Origin of the sequence: Brevundimonas sp. KM4 (assembly GCF_000964075.1) — a bacterium.
Lineage (GTDB): Bacteria > Pseudomonadota > Alphaproteobacteria > Caulobacterales > Caulobacteraceae > Brevundimonas > Brevundimonas huaxiensis.
The window spans coordinates 41,044-66,234 of the sequence record NZ_JZRG01000021.1; the positions used below are offsets into that span (position 1 = coordinate 41,044).

A 25,191-nucleotide genomic window follows, 5' to 3' on the forward strand; every position below is an offset into this window, starting at 1 on the left:
GCCAAGATACGGTAGCGGGCTTAAGAAGCCGTGACCGATCAGTTGGCGAACTGTTCGGCCATCACCCGTTCGTCGAACGACCGGCCCGCATCGAAGAGCATGGTCAGGGTGACGTCACGACGCTCGCGCACCTCGACGCGGGCGACGCGGCGGACCTCGAAGTTGTCGGCGGTCGCCGAAACCGGGCGTTTGTCGGCCTCCAAGACCTCGAACCGCACCTTGGCGCCGTGCGACAACAGGGCGCCGCGCCAGCGACGGGGCCGGAAGGCGCTGATCGGCGTCAGGGCCAGGATACGAGCGTCCAATGGGATGATCGGGCCGTGAGCCGACAGGTTATAGGCGGTCGATCCTGCAGGCGTCGCGACGAGGCAGCCGTCGCAGGACAGCTCTTCCAGCCGCACGCGCTCGTCGACGGTGATCCGGAGCTTGGCCGACTGGCGTGTCTGGCGCAACAGCGACACCTCGTTGATGGCCAGGCCGGTGTGCACCTCGCCGCTTTCGGTCCAGGCGTCCATCTGAAGCGGGTGGATGACCGTTCTTTCAGCCGTCGCGATTCGCTCCAGCAGACCGTTGTCGTCGTAATCGTTCATCAGAAAGCCGACCGACCCCCGGTTCATACCGTACACCGGCGTGCGCTGGCGCAGGTTACCGTGAAGGGTTTCCAGCATCTGCCCGTCGCCGCCCAGGGCCACGATCACATCGGCCTCGTCTTCGGGCACGGCGCCATAGCGGGCGATCAAGGCCTTGCGTGCAGCCTGGGCTTCGGGCCGGTCGCTGGCGACGAAGGCCAATCGGGGCGACGACGGCACGGGAGAGGGGCTTGACTGAATCACTTGGCGACGTGGCCCGAGCTTAGGCGCAGAGTCAAACGTTCGCGGGCTTGTGCATCATCTGATGGAAGGCGCGAGAGGCGGCGTGCGCGCTCATAGGCGTGGCCTTCCAGCCGCCGTCGGCAGGCATTCCGCCCGACAGTTTGCGCACCTCGACCAGAAGGGAGGCGAAGACGGCCTTGTCTACGCCCACAGCGATGCAGGCCAGATAAAGCGGCTCGGCGGTCGGCGCGCGGATGGCGTGATGCACCTGGGCCTCGCTAAAGCCGCCCAGGACCGCCAAGGTCTGTTCGAACAGTTCGAAACGCTGTTCTCGCAGCGCGCGGACCAGCAGGCCGGGGCGCAACTGGCCGGCGGCTTGAAGCTTTTCAACCAGTCGTCGTTCCGCGTCGATGCGTGTGCGATCCTCGGTCATGCGGGCGGGCATGGCGCGCCAGTCCGGGCTGCCGACGGCCTTCGCCGCCGCGTCCTGAACCGCCGCGTTCAACTGGGCGTCGTCGATGCGGAAGCGTTCGCCGATCGACTGGCGCAGAGCCTGGCCGACCCATTGATAAAGCTGCTGAGCCAATTGCTCGTTCAGCCTGGGGTGACGCGTCAACGGCGCGCGCAGGCCCGCGATGCGGCGGGAGTGATCGACCAGCTTGCGCATGGCCTCTTCGCCAATGTCGGCCGTGCGGTTGGACGCCAGCGCTGTCATGGTGACGGGTTCGGCGCGATCGACGATCGTGTCCACGACCGGCCGCGCCAGCTGCGGGCGCCGGGCGACGGCGATCTGATGCTCCAGCGTCGCCTCGATCAGCAGGCGTATCAGGTCGGCGTTCTGAAGAAGCGGGCTGGAGGTTATAACCGGGCGGGCGATCTCGATCTCATCCAACGCCAGCATGTTGACCAGGGCAGGCGGCGCCCAATCGACGCCCGCGATCCGTTCGGACAGGGCTAGGCGAATATCCCGCTCGGCCTGGGCTGTCAGAGCGAGGAAAATGTCGCTGAGCAGCGGCGCGACCTTGGGCGGCGGCGGATTGGATTCACACAGCGCAGTGACCTTCAACAGCAGGCGCTGACGATCGTCGGCCGAACGGCTGCTGGCCAGCGCCAGAAGCTCAGACACAGTCCGGTCGTCCCAGGCGTCGCGGGGCGGCTCCAGTTGAACGACAGACAAGGCGGCTCCCCGAACCGGCGACGATGCTTACCCATATGCTTGCGTCATGAAGACCGGGTTAAGCAAGACCGCCGTGGGGGTGACGTCACGTCAACGACGCCCTTGTCGGCTTGACGACGCGACTTCGCGGGGTGACGGTTTGCAAAAGCCCATCCAGAGGCAGGAGGAAATCATGGCGGACGGCACCAGTCCCTCGATCAAGTCGCGCGTGTCCGAGGCCGAATGGCAGGTCCGTGTCGAGCTGGCGGCTCTCTATCGGCTCGTCGCGCTGCATTGCTGGGATGACATGATCTTCACCCATATCTCGGCGCGCGTGCCGGGCCCGGAGCATCATTTCCTGATCAATCCCTACGGCTTCTACTTCGACGAGATCACGGCCTCGTCGCTGGTGAAGGTCGATCTGGAAGGGAACATCGTCCAGGACACGCCCTATTTCATCAATCCGGCGGGCTTCACCATCCACTCGGCCGTCCATGCCGCGCGCGAGGACGCCAAGTTCGTCATCCATCTGCATACTGTGAACGGCGTGGGCGTCGCCGCTCAGGCCGAAGGGCTGCTGCCCGTCAGTCAGAACGCATGTTTACTACAGCATCAGGTTGCGTATCATGGGTATGAGGGGTTGGCCCTGAACCACGACGAACGCGAACGTCTGGTCGCCGACCTGGGGGACAAACCGCTAATGCTGCTGCGAAACCACGGCACGCTGGCGGTCGGGGAAACGGCGGCTCAGGCATGGATCGGCATCTTCTTCCTGGAGAGGGCCTGCGCGCAGCAGGTCGCGGCCCTTTCTGGCGGGCGCGAGCACATCTTGTTGGCGCCGGACGAAGCGCAGGCCGAGACCAAGGAGCAGGGGCGCGGCATCGGCTTCATCTCTTCGCTGGCCTGGCCGGGCGCGCTGCGCCAACTGGACCGCAAGTCGCCGGGCTACGACGCCTAGGTGCCGTTTTCGCGGGGGTGCTGGTCCTCGCGGCGTTGACGCCGACCCAAGCTCTCGCCGGCGCCTGGATCCAGCCGAAGGGCAAGGGCCAGGCCATCGTCAAATACGAGCGGCTGAGCGCCGACACGGGCTTCGACGCTGCTGGCGAGGAGCGTGATCTGCCTGGCCAGCGGCGCGACGCGACCTTGGGTCTGTTCGCCGAATACGGCGTGTCGGATCGGCTGACGCTTCAGCTGAAGGCGGATTGGCAGGACAGTGAGGACGCCTTCGTCGATTACAGTGGGCGCGGCCCCGTCGAGATCGGTGCGACCTGGCAGGTCTGGCGCGACGACCGGAACGCCGTCAGCCTTTACGGCGGCTATACCCAAGCTGGGGAGGGGCGCAACGCCGGCTATGCAGCGCCGGGCGTCGGCGATCACGATTGGGAGGCGCGCGTGTCGGTCGGCCGGTCCCTTGGCGACATGGGCGAGCGCTGGGGAATGGACGGCGCATTCGTCGAGCTTCAGGCCGCACGCCGTCTTCGCGACGGCCTGCCGGATGAAACCCGCATCGACGCCACGGCGGGCGCCCGGATCGGCGAAGATTGGATGGTGCTGGGTCAGGCGTTCGGCGGCGCGGCCGACGGCGGCGCGCGTTGGCTGTCGCTGGAAGCCTCGGTCGTGCGCGATTTCGGTGTGTGGAGCATGCAGGCCGGATGGAGACAAACCGTCGCAGGCCAGGAGATCCCCATCAGCCGCGGGCCCGTTCTTGCGATCTGGCGGAGATTTTAGGGAAGATTTCTGCGACGGAAAATGTGATCCGGCACGTTACTGATACGTAACATTGCGCGCACTTCATTACCCGGTAATGCATGCGGCGTCCCCCTGACCGAGAGACCCCCGCGTGATCAAACGTCACTTCTTCCTCGTCGCCGCCGCTGTCCTGCTTGTCCTGATGGTCGTCGCCGCCATCGTCAAAGTCTCCGCGGGAGATGAAAAGAAGGCGGCAGGGCCGGGCGGCGGTCGCGGACGCGGGGCGCAGCAGGTGTCCGAGGCCGTGGTGGCGCAGCGACCGTTCTCGGACCAAATTCGCGTTCTGGGCGTGGCGCGCGGCGAGCGCTCGGTGAACGTCACCTCTTCGACCACCGAACTGATCACCCGCGTCCTGTTCGCGGACGGCCAATATGTCTCGGCCGGTGCGCCTTTGGTCGAGCTTCAGGCGCGCGAGGAAGACGCGGCCATCATCGAGGCCCGCGCCAACGTCAATCAGGCCCAGCGTGAATACGATCGCTATAAGGCTTTGGCCGACCGGGGCGTCGCGCCCCAGGTCATGCTGGAACAGGCCGAGACCGCGCTCGAAACCGCCCAGGCGTCGCTGCAGGCGGCCCAGGCGCGTCGCGGCGACCGGGTGATCCGTGCGCCCTTCTCCGGTCGTGTCGGTCTGACCACGGTGACGCCCGGCACGCTGATCAACCCGGGCGCGGTGATCACGACGCTGGACGACACCTCGACGATCCGCGTCGATTTCCCCCTGCCGGAGCGCTATCTGAACCTGCTGCGTCCCGGCGCACAGTTGACGGCGACGGCAGACGCGTATGGCGACGAGCCGTTCACGGGCCGGATCGCCTTGATCGACACGCGCGTCAACGAAACGACCCGCGCCGCAACCGCGCGCGCGGAGTTCCCCAACCCCGGCGGTCGCATCCGTCCCGGCATGTTGATGCGTGTGGCGGTCCAGCAGGGCCAGCGTCAGAGCGCCGCCGTGCCCGAGTCGGCCGTGCAATATGAAGGCGCCGGCGCCTTCGTCTATCGCATCGCGCCCGGCCAGAACGGCTCCACCGCCCAGCGGGTCGAGGTCGAGACCGGGGCCGTCGAGAACGGCTTTGTTGAAATCCTGTCCGGCATAGAGGCCGGCGACCGCATCGTCGGATCGGGCCTGAACCGCATTCAGCCGGGCGCGCCAGTCAGCGTGGGCGGCCAGGGTCGCAAGTCGGGCGCCGCCAAATGATGCTGTCCGACGTCTCGGTCCGGCGGCCCGTCTTCGCGGCCGTCGCGGCCATCGTGCTGTGCGTCATCGGCGCCGCGGCCTTCTTCTTCCTGCCCGTGCGCGAACTGCCGGACGTCGATCCGCCCATCGTGTCGGTCAACACCAGCTACGCCGGCGCCTCGGCCGAGGTCATCGAGAGCCGCATCACCGAGCCGGTGGAGCAGCAGATCGCCGGCATCCAGGGCGTCGAGCGCATCAACTCGACCAGCCGCGACGGGCGCTCCAACGTGAACATCGAGTTCTCGCTGGACCGTAATATCGATGATGCCGCCAACGACGTACGCGACCGCGTCAGCCGCGTGGTCGGCCGCCTGCCGGACCAAGCCGACCCGCCCGAGGTGGCCAAGGCCGATTCCGACAGCCAGCCGATCATCATCGTCTTCCTGCGCTCGACCAGCATGAACCGGCTTCAGCTGACCGATTACGCGGACCGCTATCTGATCGACCGGATGGCGACGGTGCCCGGCGTGGCCCAGGTCAACATCTATGGCGAGCAGCGCTACTCGATGCGCATCTGGCTGGATTCCGCCGCCATGGCGGCGCGGGGCCTGACGGTCAACGACGTCGAGACGGCCGTGACGAACCAGAACGTCGAACTGCCCGCCGGGTCGCTGGAATCGACGGACAAGGACTACACCGTCCGCGTGGCGCGCACCTACGCCCTGCCGGAGGACTTCCGCCAACTGCCCATCGGCACGCGCGGCTCGGCCTCGACCTCGGCGACAGTCGCCACAGGAACGGGCAGCGGATCGTCGGCCATCATCCAGGGGCAGCCCACCTATGTGACGCGCCTGGGCGACATCGCCCGCGTCGAGGAGGCGCCGGAAGAAGATCGTCGTCTGTTCCGCGGCAACGGCATGGACCAGATCGGCTTGGCCGTGACCCGTCAGGCGCAATCCAACGACCTCGCCATCTCGGACGGTGTCCACAAGATGATCGAGGAAATCCGGCCGACCTTGCCGCCGGGCGTGACCATCGAGGTCGGATCCGACAACTCGGTCTTCACCTCTCACGCCATCGACGAGGTCTGGATCACCATCGGCATCTCCATGGCGCTGGTGGCCCTGGTGAACTTCATCTTCCTGGGCAGCCTGCGGGCCGCGCTGATCCCGTCCATCGTGGCGCCGATCTGTCTGCTGGCGACCTTCATCGTCCTGGCGCCGTTGGGCTTCTCGCTGAACCTGCTGACCTTGCTGGCACTGGTTTTGGCCATCGGCCTCGTGGTCGATGACGCCATCGTGGTGGTCGAGAACATCCAACGCCGTCTGGACCACGGCGAGCCGCCGCTGGTCGCCGCCGAGCGTGGCGCGCGCCAGGTCTTCTTCGCGGTCGTGGCCACGACCATCGTCCTGCTGTCAGTGTTTGCGCCGCTGCTGTTCCTGCCGGGCTATGTCGGACGTCTGTTCGTCGAACTGGCCGCGGCGATCGCGGCGGCCGTGGCCTTTTCCGCCTTCCTGGCGCTCAGCCTGTCGCCGATGCTGGCGTCCAAGATTCTGCGACCCGCCCATGGCGGCGGCTGGGTGGCGCGCAAGGTCGACTGGGGCATGGATCGGCTGAAGTCGTCCTATGGCCGGTCGCTGGACATGCTGTTGGGCCGTCGCATCGCCGTGATCGGCGTCGGCGCCCTGATCCTGCTGGTCGCCGCGGGGGCGGGCGGCATCTTCCTGACCCTGCCCAACGAACTGGTGCCGGACGAGGATCGCGGCCGGGTCACGGTGCGCGTCGCCGGACCCGAAGGCGCGGGCTTTGACTACACGCGCAAGATCATGCTGGGGCTGGAGCCTCTGCTGGCCGAATACAAGACCAGCGGCGAGGCCGACAGCTATCTGGTGTCCGCGCCCGGCTTCGGCGGCGGCAGCTTCAACTCGGGCAATGCGGTCCTCACGCTCGCCGACTGGTCCAAGCGCGACCGCTCGGCGGCCGAGATCGCTCAGGAATTGAACGGCAAACTGCGCGGCCAGACGGGCGCCCAGGTCAACGCCTCGACCCCCGGCGCCTTCCAGCGCGGCGGCGGCAATTCCAACTCCATCGAGCTGATCGCGACCGGCAGCGACTATCAGCAGATCTACGCCTGGCTTCAGCCCATGCTGGCTGCGGCCCAAGCCAATCCCGGCTTCTCGCGTCCACGCCTGAACTATGAGCCGAACTCCCCGCGTCTGCTGGTCGATGTCGATCCACAGAAGGCCGCCGCGCTGGGCGTTTCGTCTCAGTCCATTGGCCGCACTCTGGAGACCATGTTCGGCTCTCGCCGCGCCACGACCTACATCAAGGGCGGTCAGGAATACGATGTCATCCTGCAGACCGAGCGCGACAACCGTCGCGAGGTCGCCGACCTGGAAGCCCTGTATGTTGCAACCGGGGGCGGCCAACTGGTGCCGCTGTCGGCCGTGGTCACGACCAAGACCAGCGGCGACACGCCGGACCGTCGCCGTCTGGATCGACAGCGCGCGATCTCCCTTCAGGCCGACCTCAACCCCGGCACCACGATCGACGATGCCGTGCAGTTCCTGAACGCCGAGGCGGCCAAGCAGCCGCAAGGGGCCGTTGTCACCCAGTGGGGCGGGGCGGCGCGCGATCAGCAGGAGGCGGGCGGGGCGGTGTTCGCGGCGTTCGGTCTGGCGCTGTTGCTCGTCTTCCTGGTTCTGGCGGCCCAGTTCGAAAGCTGGATCACGCCTGCGGTCATCATGCTGACGGTGCCGCTGGCGGCGGCGGGCGGTCTGTTCGGCCTGCTGATGGCGGGCTCCAGCCTGAACATCTACAGCCAGATTGGCCTGATCATCCTGATCGGGGTGGCGGCCAAGAACGGCATTCTGATCGTCGAGTTCGCCAATCAGCTGCGCGACCAGGGGCGGTCGATCCGGGAGGCGATCATCGAGTCGTCATCCTTGCGTCTACGTCCGATTATCATGACCTCGATCGCAACCGCCTTCGGCGCCCTGCCGCTGGTGCTGTGGCAAGGCGCCGGCGCCGGCAGCCGTCAGACGATCGGGGTGGTGATCTTCACCGGCGCCATCTTCGCCACCGTCCTGACCCTGTTCGTCGTGCCGGTGATCTATGGCGTCTTGGCGCGCTTCACCAAGTCGCCGGAATGGACCGCCCGCAAGATCGAGGAGTGGGAAGCCCAGGAACTGCGCGAAGGCGGCCCCAGGGAACTGCCCGAGGCCTGACCGATCAGGCGGCGGGCGCAGGCTCCGGCTTGTAGCCCGTCTCCACCTTCAGGAAGGCGATGACGTCGCGGCGATCCGTGGCGTCGGGCAGACCGGGGAAGGTCATCTTGTTGCCGGGCAGGAAGGTGCGCGGGTTTTCCAGCCAGTGATCCAGCTTCTCGGCGTCCCAGGTGAAGGTCGCCGTACGCATGGCGTTTGAATAGTTGTAGCGCGGGCGATCGCCCGCCTTGCGGCCGAACACCCCGTACAAGTTCGGCCCCGCCATGTCGGGGCCGCCTTCGCCGATGGTGTGGCAGGCGCGACAGCGCGCAAACGCCCGACGCCCGTTCTCGAGATCGCCCGCATTGTAGGGGGCGGGCAGGGATGCCAGCAGGGTCGCCTTTTCCGCATCCGTCAGTACATGAGCCGGCGCGGCAGGCGTGGTTGCGGACGGCTCGTCCTGACCACAGGCTGCCAGGGTCAAAAGCGGGGCCAGAAGAAGGGGGGCGACGAGGGCGTGGCGTGTCATTGCGGCTTCCTGTTTGCCTTGTGATAGCGCAACGCATCGGCGCGGCAATTGGTCAAGCTGTCCTGCTGGACGTAGCCCCCTCGCACCTGATAATCAGTGTCAAAGAAACGCGGAGCCGTGGGGGAGCGGCCTCGCCCGTGCGAGCGTAGAATTGACCGACACCATCAAGTTGAGCCAGGCCCGACGCGGCAATCGCGGCGTCATCGTTAAGGTGGGCGCCCATTGTCACCATCAGAGCGAGGCGGTCGAGCTGGAACGCCGCCTGCTGGAACTGGGCTTTGTCGAAGGCGCGCAGATCGAACTGCTGCACGAAGGTCTGTTCGGACGCGACCCGATCGCCATGAAGGTGGACGACATGCGCGTAGCCCTGCGTCGTCATGAGGCGGAAAGTCTGTCGATCCGGCTGGGCGCCGCCTGATGGACATTGCGCTGAAGACGGCTCGTGTCGCGCTGGTCGGCAATCCCAATAGTGGCAAGACGGCTCTGTTCAACGCCCTGACCGGCGCCCACCAGAAGGTCGCCAACTACGCCGGCGTGACGGTGGAGCGTAAGGAAGGCCTGATCCGCGCCGCCTCGGGCCGCACGATGTCGGTGCTGGACCTGCCCGGCACCTATTCCCTGCGCGCCCGCAGCCCGGATGAGGAGGTCACGCGCGACGCCGTTCTGGGGCGATTGGTCGGCGAGACGCCGCCCGACGTGGTGGTCTGCGTCGCCGACGCCACCAATCTGCGCCTGGTCCTGCGCCTGATTCTGGAGCTGAAGGCCGTCGGTCGGCCGATGGTTTTGGCGTTGAACATGTACGACATCGCCCAGCGCCAGGGCCTGCGCATCGACCTAGAGCGACTGCGCGCCGAACTGGGCGTGCCGATCATCACCACAGTGGCCACGCGCAAGCGCGGGATCGACGATCTGGTCGCCGCCATCGAGGACCAGGCTGCCGTCGCCGCCGTGACGGAAAGCCAATGGCGCAGTCCGGACGCCGCCGAGCTACGAGCCGCCGCCCGCGAGGCCGAGCGTATCATGAAGGTCTGCGTCCGACCTCCCGAGCGGCCCGACACCCTGACCGGCAGGATCGACTCAGTGCTGCTGCATCCGGTCGGCGGGCTGCTGATCCTGTTCGCCCTGCTGTTCGTGATGTTCCAGGCCGTGTTCAGCTGGGCCGCGCCCTTAATGGACGGGATTGAGGCCGGCATCGCCTGGTTGGGCGGCTTGGTCGCCAACGTCCTGCCTGACGGTCTGCTGCAAAGCCTGATCGTTGACGGGATCATTTCCGGCGTCGGCAGCGTGCTGGTGTTCCTGCCGCAGATTCTGATCCTGTTCCTGTTCATCATCGCGCTGGAAGACTTCGGCTATATGGCCCGCGCGGCCTTCCTGATGGACAAGATCATGGGCGGGGCGGGGCTGCACGGCCGGGCCTTCATCCCGCTGCTGTCCAGTTTCGCCTGCGCCATTCCCGGCGTCATGGCGGCGCGGGTGATCGATTCGCGACGCGACCGCCTGACCACCATCCTGGTCGCCCCGCTGATGACCTGCTCAGCGCGCATCCCGGTCTATACGCTGATCATCGCCGCCTTCATTCCGAATGAGACGGTCTGGGGCTTCGCCAATCTGCAGGGGCTTGTGATGTTCGGCCTCTACGCCGCCGGCATCGTCAGCGCCCTGATCGTCTCCCTGCTGATCCGCAAAGTGTTCTGGCGAGGGGCGGTCGAGCCCTTCATGATGGAGCTTCCGGCCTACAAGACGCCGGACCTGCGCAGCGTCGGCTTCAATCTGTGGCTCCGGGCCAAGATCTTCCTGAACCGCGCGGGCCGCATCATCCTGCCGTTGGTGATCATCTTGTGGGTGCTGGCGACCTTCCCCTATCCGCCGGAGAACGCGACTCTGCCGGCCATCGACTATTCGTTCGCGGGCATGATCGGCCGCGCTCTGGAGCCGATCTTCGCGCCCATCGGCTTCAACTGGCAGATGGTGATCGCCTTGATCCCCGGCATGGCGGCGCGTGAGGTCGCAGTGGCGGCGCTGGGCACGACCTACGCCATCGCTGACGCCGAAAATGCGACGGGCCTTCTGGCCTCGACCCTGGCGTCGCACTGGTCGCTGGCGACGGCCCTGTCCTTCCTGGCCTGGTACATCTTTGCGCCCCAGTGCGTGGCGACCCTGGGCGTCGTGCGGCGCGAGACCAACTCGCTGAAATGGACCTGGATCATGATCGGCTACATGTTCGGTCTGGCCTATCTGGCGTCGCTGGTGACCTATCATGTGGCGGTGGCGCTCGGAGGCGGCTAAGCCAAGCCGGTTCGCCGCCTTCGGGACGTCCTGATGAATCCTGTACTCGCCGCCGCCGTCATGGGCGGGCTGGGCCTGATCGTCGGCAGTTTCATCGCCGCCGTCAGCGTTCGCCTGCCGCGTGACGAGGATATCGTCGTCGCCCGCTCGCGATGCCGGGGCTGCGATCAGACACTACGTTCCTGGGAGCTTGTGCCGGTCTTCAGCTGGCTTGGTTTGCGCGGGCGGTGCGCGCGATGCCACACGCGGATTTCGCCGCGTTATCCGCTGATCGAGTTAGCTTCGGCCGGCGTCGGCATCTGGGCCGGGGTGTGGGGCGCGACAGGCGCCGCCTCGTCATTCATGATCGCCGCCACGGCCGTTCTGGGTTGGCAGCTGTTGCTGATCGCCATCGTCGATGGTAAACACTTCTGGCTGCCGGATAGTCTGACGCTGCCCTTGATCTCGACCGGCGTCACGGTCGCGCTGATTCTGGATTGGGGCCTCGGCTTTTCCCATCTGATTGGCGCGGCGGTCGGTTTTGGCGGACTTTGGGTGGTCGGCTGGTTCTACCAACTCGTCCGTAAGCGCCAGGGGCTTGGGGGAGGCGACCCCTTCCTGTTCGCAGGGGCAGGGGCCTGGGTCGGCTGGATGGGCCTGCCCAGCGTACTGCTGTGGGCCTGCGCGGTCGGGCTCAGTCTCGTCTTCGGTATTTTGGTGGTCCGGCGCAGCGTCAGCGGATCGGAGAAGCTGCCCTTCGGCGTCTTCCTGGCCGTCGGGATCTGGTTGACGTGGCTTTATGGACCGTTGGGCCTCTAACGTCCGGTCGTCAGCTTCACGATAATGATGGCCGCCGTGTCCAGAATGGCCTCTGGCGTATCGGCCCGCCGCAACAGATCGAAACTGGCCGCCGTCGATTCGGCGATGGAGGCGATCTGGTAGGACGCCAGACGCGGATTGTAATCCTTGGGATGCAGGCCGCTGGCGTGGGCCTGGGCCACGCGCCGTTCGATCGACAGGTGCAACCGCCGCAAACGGCGCACCCGGCTTTCGACGAAGGCGGCGTCGCCATTGTCGGCCAGCATATGTTCGACACGCAGCACCTGACCGTGGCTGCGCCAGATGGCCATCACGTCCAGAATGAAGGCGCGCGCGATGACGAAGGCCTTGTCGCCCGGCCAGTCGGCCTGGAAATGCGCCGCCAGCCCCTGGAAATCCGTCGCGGCGACCTTGCACAACGCCAGAACAGGTTCTTCGACCGTCTTGAAATAGGTGTAGAAGTTGGAAGGCGATACACCGGCGGCCAAGGCCAGATCGGCGACGCGGATTTCCCCGTAATGCCGCTCGTTCAACAGGCGTTGGGTTGCGTCGAGGATCGCCTGGCGGGTTCTGCCGCCTCGCGCACCGATCTTGTGGCCCAGCTTGTTGGTGGTGTCGGCCATGTCCCCGATGGTCGAAAGGCGTGGTGCCGGCTGCAGGAATCGAACCCGCGACATCCAGTTTACAAAACTGGCGCTCTACCAACTGAGCTAAGCCGGCCCGCACGGGCGGTGAGCGGCCCTTATGTCCAGCCTCGCGCCCGGACGCAAGGCGCCAGCGCAGGCTTGCGAAAAATCCGACGTACGACGCCCAATAACAAGCTGAGGCTCGATGAAGGTAATCGGTGTCTTTTTGCGGCGCATGTTGTAGGTTTGTTGGATCAAGATCGAGAGGCGAACCAAGCCTCCGCCACGAGGCCATGAGGAACGCTATGGTTCATCCGCTCAAACTGAACCTCGATCGCCTGTTTCCGGCGGAAGCCGACACCCGGGCGATCGCGCGTCGTCTGTATGGTGAGATCAAGGGGCTGCCGATCATCAGCCCGCATGGTCATACGGACCCGAGCTGGTTTGCGTTGAATGAACCCTTCGCCAATCCGGCCGAACTTCTGATCACGCCCGACCACTACGTCTTCCGCATGCTGCACTCGCAGGGCATGGCGATGGAGGATCTGGGCGTGCCGCGCGCCGATGGCGGGCCGGTCGAGACCGATCCGCGCAAGATCTGGCGGCGCTTCGCCGAGAACTATCACCTGTTCCGAGGGACGCCTTCGCGGATGTGGCACGACTGGGTCTATGCCGAGGCCTTCGGCATCGACGTGCGGCTGTCGGCCGAGACGGCGGATCACTATTACGACGTGATCGATGCGGCCCTGAAGACCGACGCCTTCAGGCCGCGCGCCCTGTTCGACCGCTACAATATCGAAGTCCTGACCACGACCGAGAGCCCGCTGGACACGCTGGAGCATCACAGGACCATTGCGGCCTCGGGCTGGAAGGGAAGGGTGCTGACCGCCTATCGCCCGGATCCGGTTCTGGATCCCGGCTATGAGGGCTTCCGCGACAATCTGAAAATCCTGGCCGAGCAGACCGGCCGCGATACGCTGAACTGGGACGGATACCTGCAGGCCCTGCGCGATCGCCGGGCCTTCTTCATCGAAATGGGCGCCACCTCGACCGATCACGGCCATCCGACCGCCTTCACCGCCGATCTGCCCAAGGCCGAAGCCGAGGCCCTGTTCCGGCGTGTCTCGACCGCCGCCGCCAGCGCCGCCGACGCCGAACTGTTCCGCGGCCAGATGCTGACCGAAATGGCCGCCATGTCGGTCGAGGATGGTCTGGTGATGCAGCTTCACCCCGGCAGCTTCCGCAACCATTCCGCCACCGTCTTCAACCGCTTCGGCCGTGACAAGGGCTGCGATATCCCGACCCCGACCGATTACGTCCGGGCGCTGAAGCCGTTGCTGGATCGGTTCGGCTCGGACAGCCGTCTGTCTTTGATCCTGTTCACCTTGGACGAGACCACATATAGCCGCGAACTTGCGCCGCTCGCCGGCCACTATCCGGCGCTGAAGTTGGGGCCCAGCTGGTGGTTCCACGACAGCCCCGAGGGGATGCGTCGCTTCCGCGAACAGGTCACCGAAACGGCCGGCTTCTACAATACGGTCGGCTTCAACGACGACACCCGCGCCTTCCTGTCCATTCCCGCGCGTCACGACGTGGCGCGGCGCATGGATTGCGGCTTCCTGGCCAAGCTGGTGGTCGAGCACCGGATGGAGGAGGACGAGGCGCACGAATTGGCCCACGCCCTGACCTATGGCCTGGTCAAGGCGGCGTACAAGCTGTGAGCAGACTGAATCCAGCCGCCCTGAAGGGACTGCCCGCCGACGTCGCCGTCCCCGGCTACGACCGCGACGAAGTGAAGACCGGTGTCGTCCATCTGGGCATCGGCGCCTTCCACCGCGCCCACCAGGCGGTCGTGTTCGACGATGCGATCAGGCGAGGCGATCCGCGCTGGGGCGTGCTGGGCGCCTCGCTGCGATCGCCCGGCGTGCGCGATCAGCTGAACCCGCAGGACGGGTTGTACACCCTGGTCGTGCGTGACGGATCGGACGAGCATCTGCGGGTGATCGGCGCCTGCGCCGGCGTGATGGTCGGGCCGGATGATCCCGCCGCTCTGGTCGCCGCCATGGCCGACGCCGATGTCCATATCGTCACCCTGACCGTGACGGAAAAGGGCTATCGCCTCGATCCGGCGACCGGCGACCTGCTTTTGAGCGACGCTGATGTCGCGGCCGATCTGGTTGATATCGCCGCGCCCCGTACCGCGCCTGGATTCATCGTCGCGGCGTTGCAGGCGCGAAGGGCGGCGGGGCGGAAGCCCTTCACCGTCATCAGTTGCGACAACCTTCCCCACAACGGCAAGCGTATCCTTGCCGGGGTCATCGCCATGGCGCGCCGGATCGATCCGTCGCTGGCGGACTGGATCGAGGCCGAGGGTGCCTTCCCCCAGACGATGATCGATCGAATTGTCCCGGCGACCACCTCCGACGACATCGTCCGCCTGACCGCGCGTCTCGGAGTCGAGGACCGGGGCATGGTCAAGGCCGAACCCTTCACCCAGTGGGTGATCGAGGACTGGTTCGCCGGCGAGCGGCCAGACTTCGCCGCCCTCGGCGTGCAACTGACCGACGCGGTCGAACCGTGGGAGGACGCCAAGCTGCGCCTGCTGAACGGCGCACACTCGGCCATCGCCTATCTGGGCGCTTTGTCGGGTTATGAGCATGTCCACGAAGTCGTGGCCGTTCCCGGCTTCCGCGCCTATGTCGAGGCTCTGTGGGACGAGGCCGAAACCACGCTGAATCCGCCGCCGGGTCTGGACATCCCCGCCTATCGCGAGGCGCTGATGGCCCGATTCTCCAATGCGGCCCTGATGCACCGCACGCGCCAGATCGCCATGGACGGCTCGCAGAAACTGCCTCAGCGCCTGCTGGCAGGCGCCGCCGAACGTTTGGCGGCCGGGCAGGACATTCCGGCCATGGCCTTGGGCGTCGCCGCCTGGATGAAGTGGCAGTCGGGCGTAACCGAAACAGGTGAGCAGGTCGTCGTCGACGATCCTCTGGCGGCCAAGACCTCCGAACTGTTGGCCGGCGCCGACACTGATCAGTCGCGCGTTTCGGCCTTGCTGAGCCTGTCGGCCGTCTTCCCGCCCGCGTTGGCCGCTGACGACCGGTTCGCCGCAGCGGTCACGTCAGCCTATCTGTCGCTCAGCCGGAACGGCGCCGTCGAGGCCGCGCGTCTGGTCGCGGAGTGAATCCATGTCTCGCGTCCTGATCCTGAACCCCGCCGACGACGTCGCCATCGCCTTGGACGACATCGCCAGCGGCGATACGCCCGATGGTCTGAACGCGCCGGCGTGCGCCGACATCCCCACCGGCCACAAGATCGCCCGTCATGCGGTGGATAAGGGCGGTCTAATCCGGCGCTACGGTCAGGTGATTGGGCGCGCGAAGGTCGCCATCGCGGCCGGCGATCACGTCCACGTTCATAATCTGGCCATGGCCGAGGATGGGCGTGAAGCCGAGGTCGGGGCCGACTTGCGTCCGCCGGCGCCGTTGTCTGGCGCGACGTTCAACGGCATCGTTCGCCCGGACGGCCGCGTCGGCACACGCAACTATATCGGCGTCCTGACCAGCGTGAACTGTTCAGCCACCGTGGCGCGCCGCATCGCCGACGCCTTCCCGGACTCCAGCCTGCCTGCGGGCGTCGATGGCGTGGTCGCATTCACCCATCAGGGAGGTTGCGGCGGCTCGTCGCTGAGCAGCGACGTGACGCTGCTGCAGCGGACTTTAGCGGGCTATGCAAAGCATCCGAACTTCCACTCCATCCTGATCGTGGGTCTGGGTTGCGAAGCCAATCAGATTCCCGCCTGGCTCGCCAATGAAGGCCTTCAATCCGGCCCGCGACTGCGCGCCCTGACGATCCAGGAGGCCGGAGGCACGGCTCGTGCGATCGACGCCGGGATCGAGATCGTTCGCGATCTGCTCGCCGAGGCGGCGCAGGTCCAGCGCCAACCTGCTTCCGCATCTCACCTGACTGTCGGTCTGCAATGCGGGGGTTCGGACGGCTGGTCCGGCGTGACCGCCAATCCGGCGCTTGGGGCGGCTGTCGATGTGCTGGTCGCGCACGGCGGCTCGGCCATGCTGTCGGAAACGCCTGAAATCTGGGGCGCGGAACATCTGCTGCTGCGGCGTGCGGCGTCTCAGGATGTGGCGGATAAGCTGAACGCGCGCCTGGAATGGTGGCGCGACTATGCGGACCGCCATCAGATGGAGCTGAACAACAATCCGTCGCCCGGCAATCTGAAGGGCGGCCTGACGACCATTCTTGAGAAATCGCTAGGTGCGGTGGCCAAGTCCGGTTCGAGCCCGCTGAACGACGTGATCGGATACGCCGAACCGATCCAGGCCAAGGGCCTCAGCTTCATGGACAGCCCCGGTTACGACCCGTGCTCGGCCACGGGCCAGATCGCCTCGGGCGCCAATCTGATCGTCTTCACCACCGGCCGGGGCTCGGTCTTCGGCGCCAAGCCCGCCCCGTCGATCAAGGTCGCCTCCAACGCCAGGCTGGCGAACTGGATGGATGAGGACATGGACATCGACGCCTCGCCCGTCCTGACCGGGACCAGCTTGGCCGAGGTCGGCGAGGTCATCTTCCGCAAAATGCTCGATGTCGCGTCAGGCGAGCCGTCCAAATCCGAGGCCCTCGGCATCGGCGACAACGAGTTCGTGCCCTGGCAGGTGGGAGCGTATTTGTAGAGGCGGCGAGGGATCCGAAAACCTCAATCGTCGCTTTTTGCCTGAGTAAAAAGAAGGCCCGGAGCCGTTCGCTCCGGGCCTTTAGTTTGTCACGCTGGAGGCGTCAGGGAGGGAAGCTCAATACTTCCAGCGCAATCCCACGGCGATCTCTCGGCCGGTGTGACGGTAGTCGGACACGCGGTTGGTCACGTCGACATAACGGTCGGTATAGGCGTCCGTCAGATTGATGCCTTCAAGCGAGAAGGTCAGGTTCGGCGTGAACTCGTAGGACATGGAGGCATCGACATTGGTGGTGTCGTTGACGCCTTCTTCGGAGTTGCCGTTCGCGCCGGGGAAGGACAGCAGATACTGGCTGCGGTGTGCGACCGAGACGCGGGCCTGGAACGGGCCATCCTCATAATACAGGGTCGCGTTGGCGGTGTTCTTCGACTGGCCCGTCAGGCGGTTCTTGCCGGCCGTGCCGTAGCTGACTTCCGAATCAACCCAGGTGACGTTGCCGGTGAAGCCGAAGTTGGACCAAAGGCCAGGCAGGAAGAAGAAGGGTTGCTGATATTGGATTTCGATTCCCTTCAGCGCGCCGCCTTCGCCGTTCAGGCGGCGCGTGACCTGGAAGATGTCGGTCGGGCTTGCAGCCCCCTGAAGCAGTTCGTTGGGCAGGCCCAGCTGGTTGTAGGGGGTGCCGACGGTTTCCGATGTGATGAAGCTGTCGATGTCCTTGTAGAAGACGGCGGCGGCCAAAAGACCCTCATTCTGGAAATACCACTCGACCGAGAAATCGTAGTTGGTGGCGCGGAACGGGTCGAGAAGCGGGTTTCCGTAGGAGACGGTGCGGGTTGTCGGTGAGACGCTGCCGCCCGGGGTCAGATCGCCGAGGGTCGGACGCGACATCACCTTGGCGGCGCCCAGGCGAATCACGACGTCGTCACGCGGCTCCAGCGCCAGATTGAAGGATGGCAAGACGTCCTCGTAGTCGTTATCGGTCGTGACATAGTCATAGGTCGTGACCGGCGGCGTCCCCACGGCGATGGTTTGCCAGCCTTTGGCCGTGACCTCAGTCTGGGCATAGCGGATGCCCGCATTGCCGCGCAGGACCATACCTCCAACAGTCGTATTGAAGTCGGCCTGGAAGAAGACGCCCTTATCCGTTTCGTCGACTTCACGCTCGCTGCGATTAGGGACAAGGGGATCGTCATAGAAGCTGAGGAAGTCAGCAATCTTGGAAATGTCCGGAACGATGAAGCTGAGGTCCGAACCTGCGCCGGCGCTTACACCGTCCCCGATGCTGACGACGCGTCCGATGCTGTCGACCCCGGTAAGCCGATCGGCGCCGGTCGGAGACGTCTTGGTCCGCGTCAGGCCGAAGGTTTCGAACCCATAGGTGCGATACTCGCCGCCGATCTTGAAGGTCAGGGAGTCGGACCAGTCGTAGGCCAAGGAGCCGGCGCCGACCTTATTGTCAAAGTTGCCGCCGGCGTTGCTGCGCGTCGCATTGACCAATGTGAAGCGTTGACCCGAAGTGACGTCAAAACCGTAGTTGATGCGCGGCCGTCGATCATCCTCACGGAAGTCGAAGGTATAGCCGTTTACGCCCGCGGCCTCGAAAGCATAGGCGACATTGAGCGGCGTGCGGGCTTCGGATCGGTTGGCGCCGACCTTCAGATTGCCATGCAAGCGGTCGCTGAAATCGTGGCGGACGTTCAGAGAGGCTTGGTAGAAGTTGCTTTCGTTGCGGGTGAAGCCGTTTTCGGCGCGAACCAGCATGTTGTCGAAGACGCCGTAGGACAGGTTGTTCTTGTCGGCGTCGATCGCATAATCGCGCACGACGACGCTGTTGACGTTGGCGCGACTGAACGACCAGGCTTCGATGTTTGGGCTTTCCAGTTCCGAGTTAAAGCGCGACCACAGGACGTCCAGCACCGCCTCGGTGCGGTCGCTCGGCCGCCATTGCAGCGCGCCCGTCATGCCCAGGCGGTCTTCCTGAGTATTGCCCAAGGTGTAGCGCGGGATGCGGGGATAGAAGGCGTTCAGGACGGCGTCACGTTGCGCCGTCGTGGTGCAGGGAATGCAGCCGCCGAAGTTCTGGCCGCGCCCATAGGGATTGCCGGCGGCGTTGACGTTTGACGGGTCGCCCTTTTGCCAACGCGTCGTGTTGAAGCTGCCCAGGATTGGCGACCGCTCGGAATAGGCGATTGACACCAGGGCGCCGAAAGTTCGGTTCTCGTTCGACCAGCTGAGCAGACCCGGGAGCCGCGGCACCGTCTTCTCAGACAGATCATTGTACGAGCCCTAAACAGACAGGGCGGAGTTTAGGCCGCTGCCGCCGAAGTCCAGCGGGCGACCCGTCTGCAGATCGACCGTGGCGCCCAGCGAGCCCTCCTCGATCTCGGCCGATTGCGTCTTGCGAACCTTGATGCTGTTGAACAATTCGGACGCGAACATCGAGAAGTCGAAGCTGCGGTTGCGGTTGCCGCCAGACGCAGCCTGGGCTTCCAGGCCGTTGATCCGGGTGCGGGTGAAGTCGGAACCCAAACCACGCACCGAGATGGTGGTGCCCTGGCCGTTGACGCGGTCGATGGTCACGCCGGGCAGGCGCTGGATCGCTTCGGCCAGGTTCTGATCGGGGAAGTCGGCCATGTCTTCAGCCAGGATGGCGTCCACCGCTCCGGCTTCGCGGCGCTTGATGTTCAGCGCCTGTTGCAGACTGGACCGGAAGCCGGTGACGACGATTTCATCGACCACGGTTGCATCTTGGGCGGCGTCTTGCGTGACGGGTTCTGAGGCAGGAACCGCTTGAGCCGCAGCCGCCGACGCACCCATCAGGGCCGCCAAGGATACGCCAACCGCGCACAGAGTCCGGGTGTTGATCCGTCGCATTCGTTCTCTCCCCATCCCGGCGTCCATCTGGCACCGGTGTCATTTTGTGGCATGCTGTCGCGTATATTCGGATTGGCGACGTGTCGCTTATTGCAACAGCTTCCCGCATTTTGCAACAAGGTGATGTTGGGACGAGAGATTCCGCTGAGTACGTCGATAAGTCCTCGACATCTCAGGCTTTAGGGTCCGAGCGATTGGCGGTGTTTCTAAGCGCCACGGTCGATCTCAACAGCATAGACGTGGTTGGCGCCATGCATGTTCGACACGAAGACGATCCATTTTGCGTCCGGCGTGAAAGTCAGATTCGGCTCAAGCCGGTAGTCGTGGTTGGACAGATCCACGAGCCGCTCGGAGCGCAGATATTCGACGAAGATCTGGTTGTCCTTGTCGCTGGACGGATCTTCATCGACGATCGGTTCGGGGCGCAGCAGGACGAGCCATTTACCGTCGGGCGCATGAGCGACCATGTCGCCGTCGCCGCCGTCGCCAGCGAACAGACGGCCGTCCGGCGAGACGTTGTAATGGACCGACCAGTCATTCTGCTCGACCCGACGATAGACCCGGCGGCCCGTCTCCAGATCGACCGAGGCGACCCAGAAGACCTGGCCGCGCGGGGTTTGCAGGTCATAGAGCACCTGTTTGCCGTCCGGGCTGAACCATTCGTGGCCGAAGATCTCGAAGTTCATCGTCCGCTGATGGGTCTTTCTCAGGCCCGTGCCATCTGCGCGGATAGCCCACATTCGATCCACGCGGTGCCAAGGCCCTTCATGGCAAAAGATGATCTGCTGGGGGTCGGTGGGCGAGAACTGCGTGTGGCCGATCCATTCGTTGGTCTTGTGGATCACGCGTCGCTCGCCCGTCGTCAGGTCGATGACGAAGATTTCCATCGGATAGCGCGCGGCCCAGCGTTGAAGCATCCGCACGCCCTTGGCGCGGGCGAAGTTCAGCGGCTTTCCGTCCGGCCCATCAGCTTCGTATTCGGCCTGATCGAAGCGGCGGTTGCGCGGATCGGGCACGGTCGGCTGGAGCGGTTGGCTGTCATAGGCCACGAAGCCCAGGAGCAGGCTCTCATCGGCATTGACCGAATTGATCTGACCGTTCGGTATCCGGCCGATCTCGCGACGCTGCTTGGTGTCGACGTCGATGACGAACAGGGTCTTGGCGCGGTCCATCAACTGGCCTTCGCCAGGCGCGGTCACCGAATAATAGACGTTGCGCCCCTTGCGGCCCGTGAACATCAGGTCGGCGTCATGGTCGGGGACCAGAACGTCGACGGCCCAGGTCGCCAGATCGACGGTCGAGATGCCCTGAGGCGTCGAGATGACCATCAGGTCGGGCGCCCCGACCTTCTTGGGCAAGAACATGTTCTTGTAGAAATAGGGCTTTCCGCCCCCGCCATCGGGCGAGACGCGGCGGATGCGATGGCCGGTCTTGGGATCGACCCACTCGGTCGGCACGGGGCCGTCCCAGCGCGGCCGCTCGACCGGCGTCTCTTGAGTCGAGGGCGGGGCGGTGTTGGGCGCGGGCCAGGCGGGGGTCTGTCCCGGCGCCGGTAGGACGGCCGGTGTGGCCTGCCCGTGAACGGTCGTCGTGGCGAAGGCGCCGACGGCTGGGGCGCTGAGCAGGGCCTTCAGGGCGGTGCGTCTCGAGGTCGTCATCGGGGCGGTCCTCTCGGGTTTTTTATGGATTACGGCGCGGGGGTCAGGCCTTCGACGCGGACGGTCCAGCCTTCCTTTGGGAAACCGGGCGCGTGGCCGCTGGACCCGTCCCAACCCGCCGCCATCAGACCGACGGCCATCAGCAGCGACCCGTTGGACGGGAAATAGGTCTCGGCTGCGCGGCGATAGCCCGGACCATCCGGATTGACCGCCATCGTCACGCCGCCGGCGCCGGCCGAGACGGGGACCAGTTCGTCGGCGTGTTCATCCAGGTGAACGCGAGGCGTCATGCCGGTCACGCCCCATTGATTGTTCTTCAGGTCGGCGAACAGCCAGTTCACCGCCTTGTCCGGTGCGCCAAGGCGAGCCGCCGTCATCGCCATCATCGGGAAGTCCCAGCCCCAGGTCTGACGGACGTCCCAGTTCTGCTCCACCGCTTCAAACGTGCGGCGCATGGCGGCTGGATCGATCCGCGCGCCCGAAATGAAGCCATAGGCCATCAGGAAGGAGGGATGGTCGCGGTTCTTGCACTGAGCCGCCGCTGCGTGTCGGCGACAGGCGTCGGACATGGCCGTCTCCCAGAAGTCCGGCACGCTCTCGACGGGCAGATACAGGCCGTCCTTCATCGGCGGCGGCGCGATCTTGGCTAGGGCCTGATCCCAGTCGGCGCGGCGGGCCTGACCCCTGCGTTCGCGCCATTGCTGCGCGGTTTCGAGAGCCCAGCGGAAATACTCGACTTCGAACGTCGGGTTCACAGTGGTCAGGGGATCATAGTTCTCCTGCGCCGGGATCATCGGCGTGCCCAGGTTCAGCCGGCCGTCGCGTTCGATAGGCCAGGTGGCCAAAAGATCGGCCGTGGCTTCGACCACCTCGCCGTATCGATCCAGCACGGCCGGATCCTTGTCGGCCCGCCAGACCAGTTCGGCCAAAAGGATTGGATGCGGCTGCTGCCACATGATGAAGGGCGAGACCAGGCTGGGACTATTGCGACCCTCTGGCCCCCCCATCTTGGGCCACCAAGCGCCCTTGACCTGGTGACGGGCGGCCTCGGCGCGCGCGTTGTCTAGATTGCCGACGTACCAAGGCAGGCTGCGTTCAAGCATGTCGGGGTGGCCCCACATGGCCTGCCAGCCAGCGTGCCAGGGGTGCATTTCGAGGTGGAACTTGCCGTACCAGCTATTGGAGAACAGGCCTTCTTCTTGCGGCGGCAGTTCGCCGGCGCCGTTCACCGCCGACAGGTACTGCGACAGGACGACGCGACGTTCCAGTTCTGCCGCTCGCGGATCGGTAGAGCCCGTGAAATCAACGGCGCCGCCCTGGGTCCAGAAACTGTTCCAGCGTGCAGTCGTTGCCTGGACGCTGGCGGAGTAAGCAGGCGTCTTCTCAACGGGCTCCTGATGATCGAAGCGGACCATGACGGTCAGCCGGTCGCGACCAGCAGCGCCCACGCGGAAGGCGTCGGGGCCGCATTGTTCGATCTTACCGGATGCGGTGATGCCGGAATAATAGGTGGTATCGTCCAGGGTGCGGCGAATGTGGACGTCGCCTGTGTCGGAGGCGACGATGTTCAAACTCTGGTCGCTATCGCGCTCGAACGTCGTCGGGTCGGGATTGATGGCGGGGTTCACGCCCGGATAGCGAACCTGAAGGCCCAGGCCGTTGGCGGCCACCAGAGGCGAGGCGATCTCGACCATGACCATGTCCAAGGTCGGGTGGACGCGGGTCACGATCTCGACCGATTGGCCATCGTAGGTGAAGCGGCTGGTCAGGGCGCCGGACCACAAGTCTAGCGTCTGGCGCGTGTCTGCAATCTTTGCAAAGTCCAGCGCTGTGCCGTCGCCGAAGGTCAGGCCGATGCGACTCAGCGAGAACCGATGCGGATTGGCCCGCAGCCAGGTGTAGGCGGGTTGCGTCTCGGCCACGGACCACGACTTCATCCAAGCGTAGGGCTGTTCGCCCCGGCCCGGAACGGGCACATCGATCAGGCCGTCCTGTTCCGTATAGCCATGCGGGTTAGGAAAGCTGTGCCAGGCCCATTGGGCCATGGTCAACAGAGGCGACAGTTCCGAATACTGTTCCGGGAAGGTTTGAAGCCCGGTAATGTCGGCGGTGAAGCCTAGGTCGCCGTTGCCCAGCATGATCGGGGCATGGCGATCGATGGCGGTCAGGGTCACGTTGTGGCGCGTGACCAAGGCGTGGCGGTCGATCGGCGCAGCGGCCGCCACGACGGCGGTGGGCGCGACCGTTTGGGCGCAGGCGGCCGTAGAACCGGCCAACAGCGTAAAGGCGAGGAGGGCGGTGCGAAGACGCATCACTTCGCCTCCGCCTTCAGCCCCAGCGCCGCGCCCTTCCAGCCGTACCAGGCGACGACGGCGAAGCAGGCGGCGGGCAGCAGGAAGGCGACATTGGCGCCGTATAGATCGGCGATCCGGCCCATCGGCCAGGGCAGCAGAACGCCGCCGCCAATGGCCATGACCATCAGGGACGAGGCCTTCTTGGTGCCGGCGCCCAGGCCGGCGGTGCCCAGGGCGAAGATGGTCGCGAACATGGTGGACATGAAGAAGAAGACGGCCAGCAGGGCGATGGGGGAGACCTTGTCGATGCCGGCGGCGACAATCAGCGTCAGCACGACATTGATGACTCCGTAGGCCGTCAGAAGCACGCGCGGCTCGATCTTCAACAGCAGGGCGGTGGCGAAGAAACGGCCCACCAGATAGCCGATGGCCGCCAGCGACAGCATGAAGGCGCCCTGCTGGCTGGTCAGGCCCTGCCAGTTGTGGGTCACCAGATTGATGAAATAGGCGCCGATGCCGACCTGGGCGCCGATGTAGAGCGCCTGGGTGATCACGCCGGCGATGAAGTGCGGCTGTTTGGACAGGGGCAGGACAGGGGCGTCGCCTTCGACAGCACCGCCGTGGTCGGACAGGCCGGTCTCCGGCAGGCGGGCGCGCCAGACCGCGAGCGCGAACAGGACCACGCCGACGGCGATCAGCCCGTACACGATCTGGATCGAACGGGTCGCGCCGCCCAGGGCTTCGGTCGTCGTAGGGCTGAAAAAGACCGCGCCGCCGATCAGGGGACCGAAGAAGACGCCAAGCGCATTGAACGACTGGGCCAGGTTCAGCCGCTGTGAGGCCTTGGCCGGATCGCCCAGGACATTGACGTAGGTGTCGGCGCTGGTCTCCAGGATGCACAGGCCGGCGGCGAGGACGAACATCGAGCCGACGAAGGGCAGGAAGGCGCCCGCGCCCGCCGCCGGGATGAACAACAGGGCGCCGATGGCAGTCACCGCCAGACCCGACACGATCCCGAACTTGTAGCCCCGCGCGTGCAGCAGCATGCCCGCCGGGATCGAAAGCAGCAGGTAGGCCCCGAAATACGCGATCTGCAGCCAGGCGCTGTCGGCCTGGCTGATGCTCAGCGTCTCCTGGAAATGCTTGTTCAGCACGTCCAGCAGGCCGTAGGCCAGGCCCCAGATCAGGAAGCAGGCGATGGCGAAGGCCAGCGGGCCCTTCAACGACCCGGCGGGCTTCGCCAAGCCTCCGGGAGTGTGGGCGGCGTCGGTCTCGATGACCATGGGGTATTCTCCTGGTGTTCCTCGGGCCTCGCCGTCTTGATGCGACTTAGGCGGA

18 protein-coding genes, 1 tRNA gene and 1 pseudogene are annotated in these 25,191 nt (G+C 65.5%); 10 read left to right on the forward strand and 10 right to left on the reverse strand.

Features of this window, described 5'->3' with window-relative positions:
- Positions 1 to 38: 38 nt before the first annotated feature.
- Positions 39 to 809: an NAD kinase gene (locus VH88_RS11920; protein ID WP_045811450.1), complete on the reverse strand. Its 771-nt coding sequence runs from the start codon at positions 807 to 809 to the stop codon at positions 39 to 41.
- Between the two features lie 55 nt (positions 810 to 864).
- Positions 865 to 1,989: a DUF2336 domain-containing protein gene (locus tag VH88_RS11925; RefSeq protein WP_052689581.1), complete on the reverse strand. Its 1,125-nt coding sequence runs from the start codon at positions 1,987 to 1,989 to the stop codon at positions 865 to 867.
- Positions 1,990 to 2,161: 172 nt separating this feature from the next.
- On the opposite strand from VH88_RS11925, the gene VH88_RS11930 reads away from it, so the two are divergent.
- The 4 genes from VH88_RS11930 to VH88_RS11945 all read left to right on the forward strand — a co-directional run bounded on the left by VH88_RS11930 (position 2,162) and on the right by VH88_RS11945 (position 8,118).
- Positions 2,162 to 2,926, forward strand: coding sequence for a class II aldolase/adducin family protein (locus VH88_RS11930; protein WP_045811489.1), 765 nt, complete (start codon positions 2,162 to 2,164; stop codon positions 2,924 to 2,926).
- Positions 2,927 to 2,961: 35 nt separating this feature from the next.
- On the forward strand, positions 2,962 to 3,696 hold the full coding sequence (locus VH88_RS11935; protein ID WP_231576671.1) for a hypothetical protein: 735 nt from the start codon (positions 2,962 to 2,964) through the stop codon (positions 3,694 to 3,696).
- A gap of 112 nt (positions 3,697 to 3,808) precedes the next feature.
- The gene (locus VH88_RS11940) at positions 3,809 to 4,912 is read left to right on the forward strand and encodes an efflux RND transporter periplasmic adaptor subunit (RefSeq protein WP_045811451.1); all 1,104 of its coding nucleotides are present in this window, start codon (positions 3,809 to 3,811) and stop codon (positions 4,910 to 4,912) included.
- Positions 4,912 to 8,118: an efflux RND transporter permease subunit gene (locus VH88_RS11945; RefSeq protein ID WP_045811491.1), complete on the forward strand. Its 3,207-nt coding sequence runs from the start codon at positions 4,912 to 4,914 to the stop codon at positions 8,116 to 8,118. The genes VH88_RS11940 and VH88_RS11945 overlap by 1 nt, the downstream gene beginning before the upstream one ends.
- Positions 8,119 to 8,122: 4 nt before the next feature.
- Here the strand turns inward: VH88_RS11945 and VH88_RS11950 are convergent, their stop codons facing one another.
- Complete coding sequence (locus VH88_RS11950; protein ID WP_045811452.1) at positions 8,123 to 8,626, reverse strand: cytochrome c family protein; 504 nt, start codon at positions 8,624 to 8,626, stop codon at positions 8,123 to 8,125.
- Between the two features lie 151 nt (positions 8,627 to 8,777).
- Here VH88_RS11950 and VH88_RS11955 point away from each other — a divergent pair, with 151 nt between their 5' ends.
- From VH88_RS11955 to VH88_RS11965, 3 genes are read left to right on the forward strand one after another with little or no spacing between them, the layout of a single operon-like run.
- Entirely contained in the window at positions 8,778 to 9,044 is a 267-nt protein-coding gene (locus VH88_RS11955; protein WP_045811453.1) for a FeoA domain-containing protein, read from the forward strand.
- Positions 9,044 to 10,912 (forward strand): ferrous iron transporter B, encoded by a 1,869-nt coding sequence (locus tag VH88_RS11960; RefSeq protein WP_045811454.1) that lies wholly within the window; start codon positions 9,044 to 9,046, stop codon positions 10,910 to 10,912. The genes VH88_RS11955 and VH88_RS11960 overlap by 1 nt, the downstream gene beginning before the upstream one ends.
- Positions 10,913 to 10,945: 33 nt before the next feature.
- Positions 10,946 to 11,710: an A24 family peptidase gene (locus VH88_RS11965; protein ID WP_045811455.1), complete on the forward strand. Its 765-nt coding sequence runs from the start codon at positions 10,946 to 10,948 to the stop codon at positions 11,708 to 11,710.
- Here VH88_RS11965 and VH88_RS11970 read toward each other — a convergent pair.
- Together VH88_RS11970 and VH88_RS11975 are read right to left on the reverse strand one after the other, a co-directional pair.
- Positions 11,707 to 12,333, reverse strand: coding sequence for a TetR/AcrR family transcriptional regulator (locus VH88_RS11970; protein WP_045811456.1), 627 nt, complete (start codon positions 12,331 to 12,333; stop codon positions 11,707 to 11,709). The two genes, VH88_RS11965 and VH88_RS11970, sit on opposite strands and share 4 nt — an antisense overlap.
- A 21-nt stretch (positions 12,334 to 12,354) precedes the next feature.
- Positions 12,355 to 12,430, reverse strand: a tRNA-Thr gene (locus tag VH88_RS11975).
- Between the two features lie 211 nt (positions 12,431 to 12,641).
- Here VH88_RS11975 and uxaC point away from each other — a divergent pair.
- Genes uxaC through VH88_RS11990 form a run of 3 tightly spaced genes read left to right on the forward strand, consistent with a single transcriptional unit; the run spans position 12,642 to position 17,027 of the window.
- Entirely contained in the window at positions 12,642 to 14,057 is a 1,416-nt protein-coding gene (gene uxaC, locus VH88_RS11980; protein WP_045811457.1) for a glucuronate isomerase, read from the forward strand.
- A complete protein-coding gene (locus tag VH88_RS11985) occupies positions 14,054 to 15,523 on the forward strand; it encodes a mannitol dehydrogenase family protein (RefSeq protein WP_045811458.1) in 1,470 nt (489 codons plus the stop codon). Before uxaC ends, VH88_RS11985 begins: the two co-directional genes overlap by 4 nt.
- A gap of 4 nt (positions 15,524 to 15,527) precedes the next feature.
- Positions 15,528 to 17,027, forward strand: a complete 1,500-nt coding sequence (locus tag VH88_RS11990; protein ID WP_045811459.1) for a UxaA family hydrolase — start codon at positions 15,528 to 15,530, stop codon at positions 17,025 to 17,027.
- A gap of 117 nt (positions 17,028 to 17,144) precedes the next feature.
- Here the strand turns inward: VH88_RS11990 and VH88_RS11995 are convergent.
- From VH88_RS11995 to VH88_RS12010, 5 genes and pseudogenes are all read right to left on the reverse strand, one after another.
- Positions 17,145 to 19,301: pseudogene (locus VH88_RS11995) on the reverse strand (TonB-dependent receptor); the annotation flags it as partial.
- A gap of 12 nt (positions 19,302 to 19,313) precedes the next feature.
- On the reverse strand, positions 19,314 to 19,766 hold the full coding sequence (locus VH88_RS15415; RefSeq protein WP_052689586.1) for a TonB-dependent receptor plug domain-containing protein: 453 nt from the start codon (positions 19,764 to 19,766) through the stop codon (positions 19,314 to 19,316).
- 341 nt (positions 19,767 to 20,107) lie between these two features.
- Entirely contained in the window at positions 20,108 to 21,559 is a 1,452-nt protein-coding gene (locus VH88_RS12000) for an oligogalacturonate lyase family protein (protein ID WP_045811460.1), read from the reverse strand.
- Positions 21,560 to 21,588: 29 nt separating this feature from the next.
- Entirely contained in the window at positions 21,589 to 23,871 is a 2,283-nt protein-coding gene (locus tag VH88_RS12005; RefSeq protein WP_231576672.1) for a hypothetical protein, read from the reverse strand.
- Positions 23,871 to 25,136: an MFS transporter gene (locus VH88_RS12010; RefSeq protein WP_045811461.1), complete on the reverse strand. Its 1,266-nt coding sequence runs from the start codon at positions 25,134 to 25,136 to the stop codon at positions 23,871 to 23,873. Before VH88_RS12010 ends, VH88_RS12005 begins: the two co-directional genes overlap by 1 nt.
- Positions 25,137 to 25,191 lie beyond the last annotated feature (55 nt).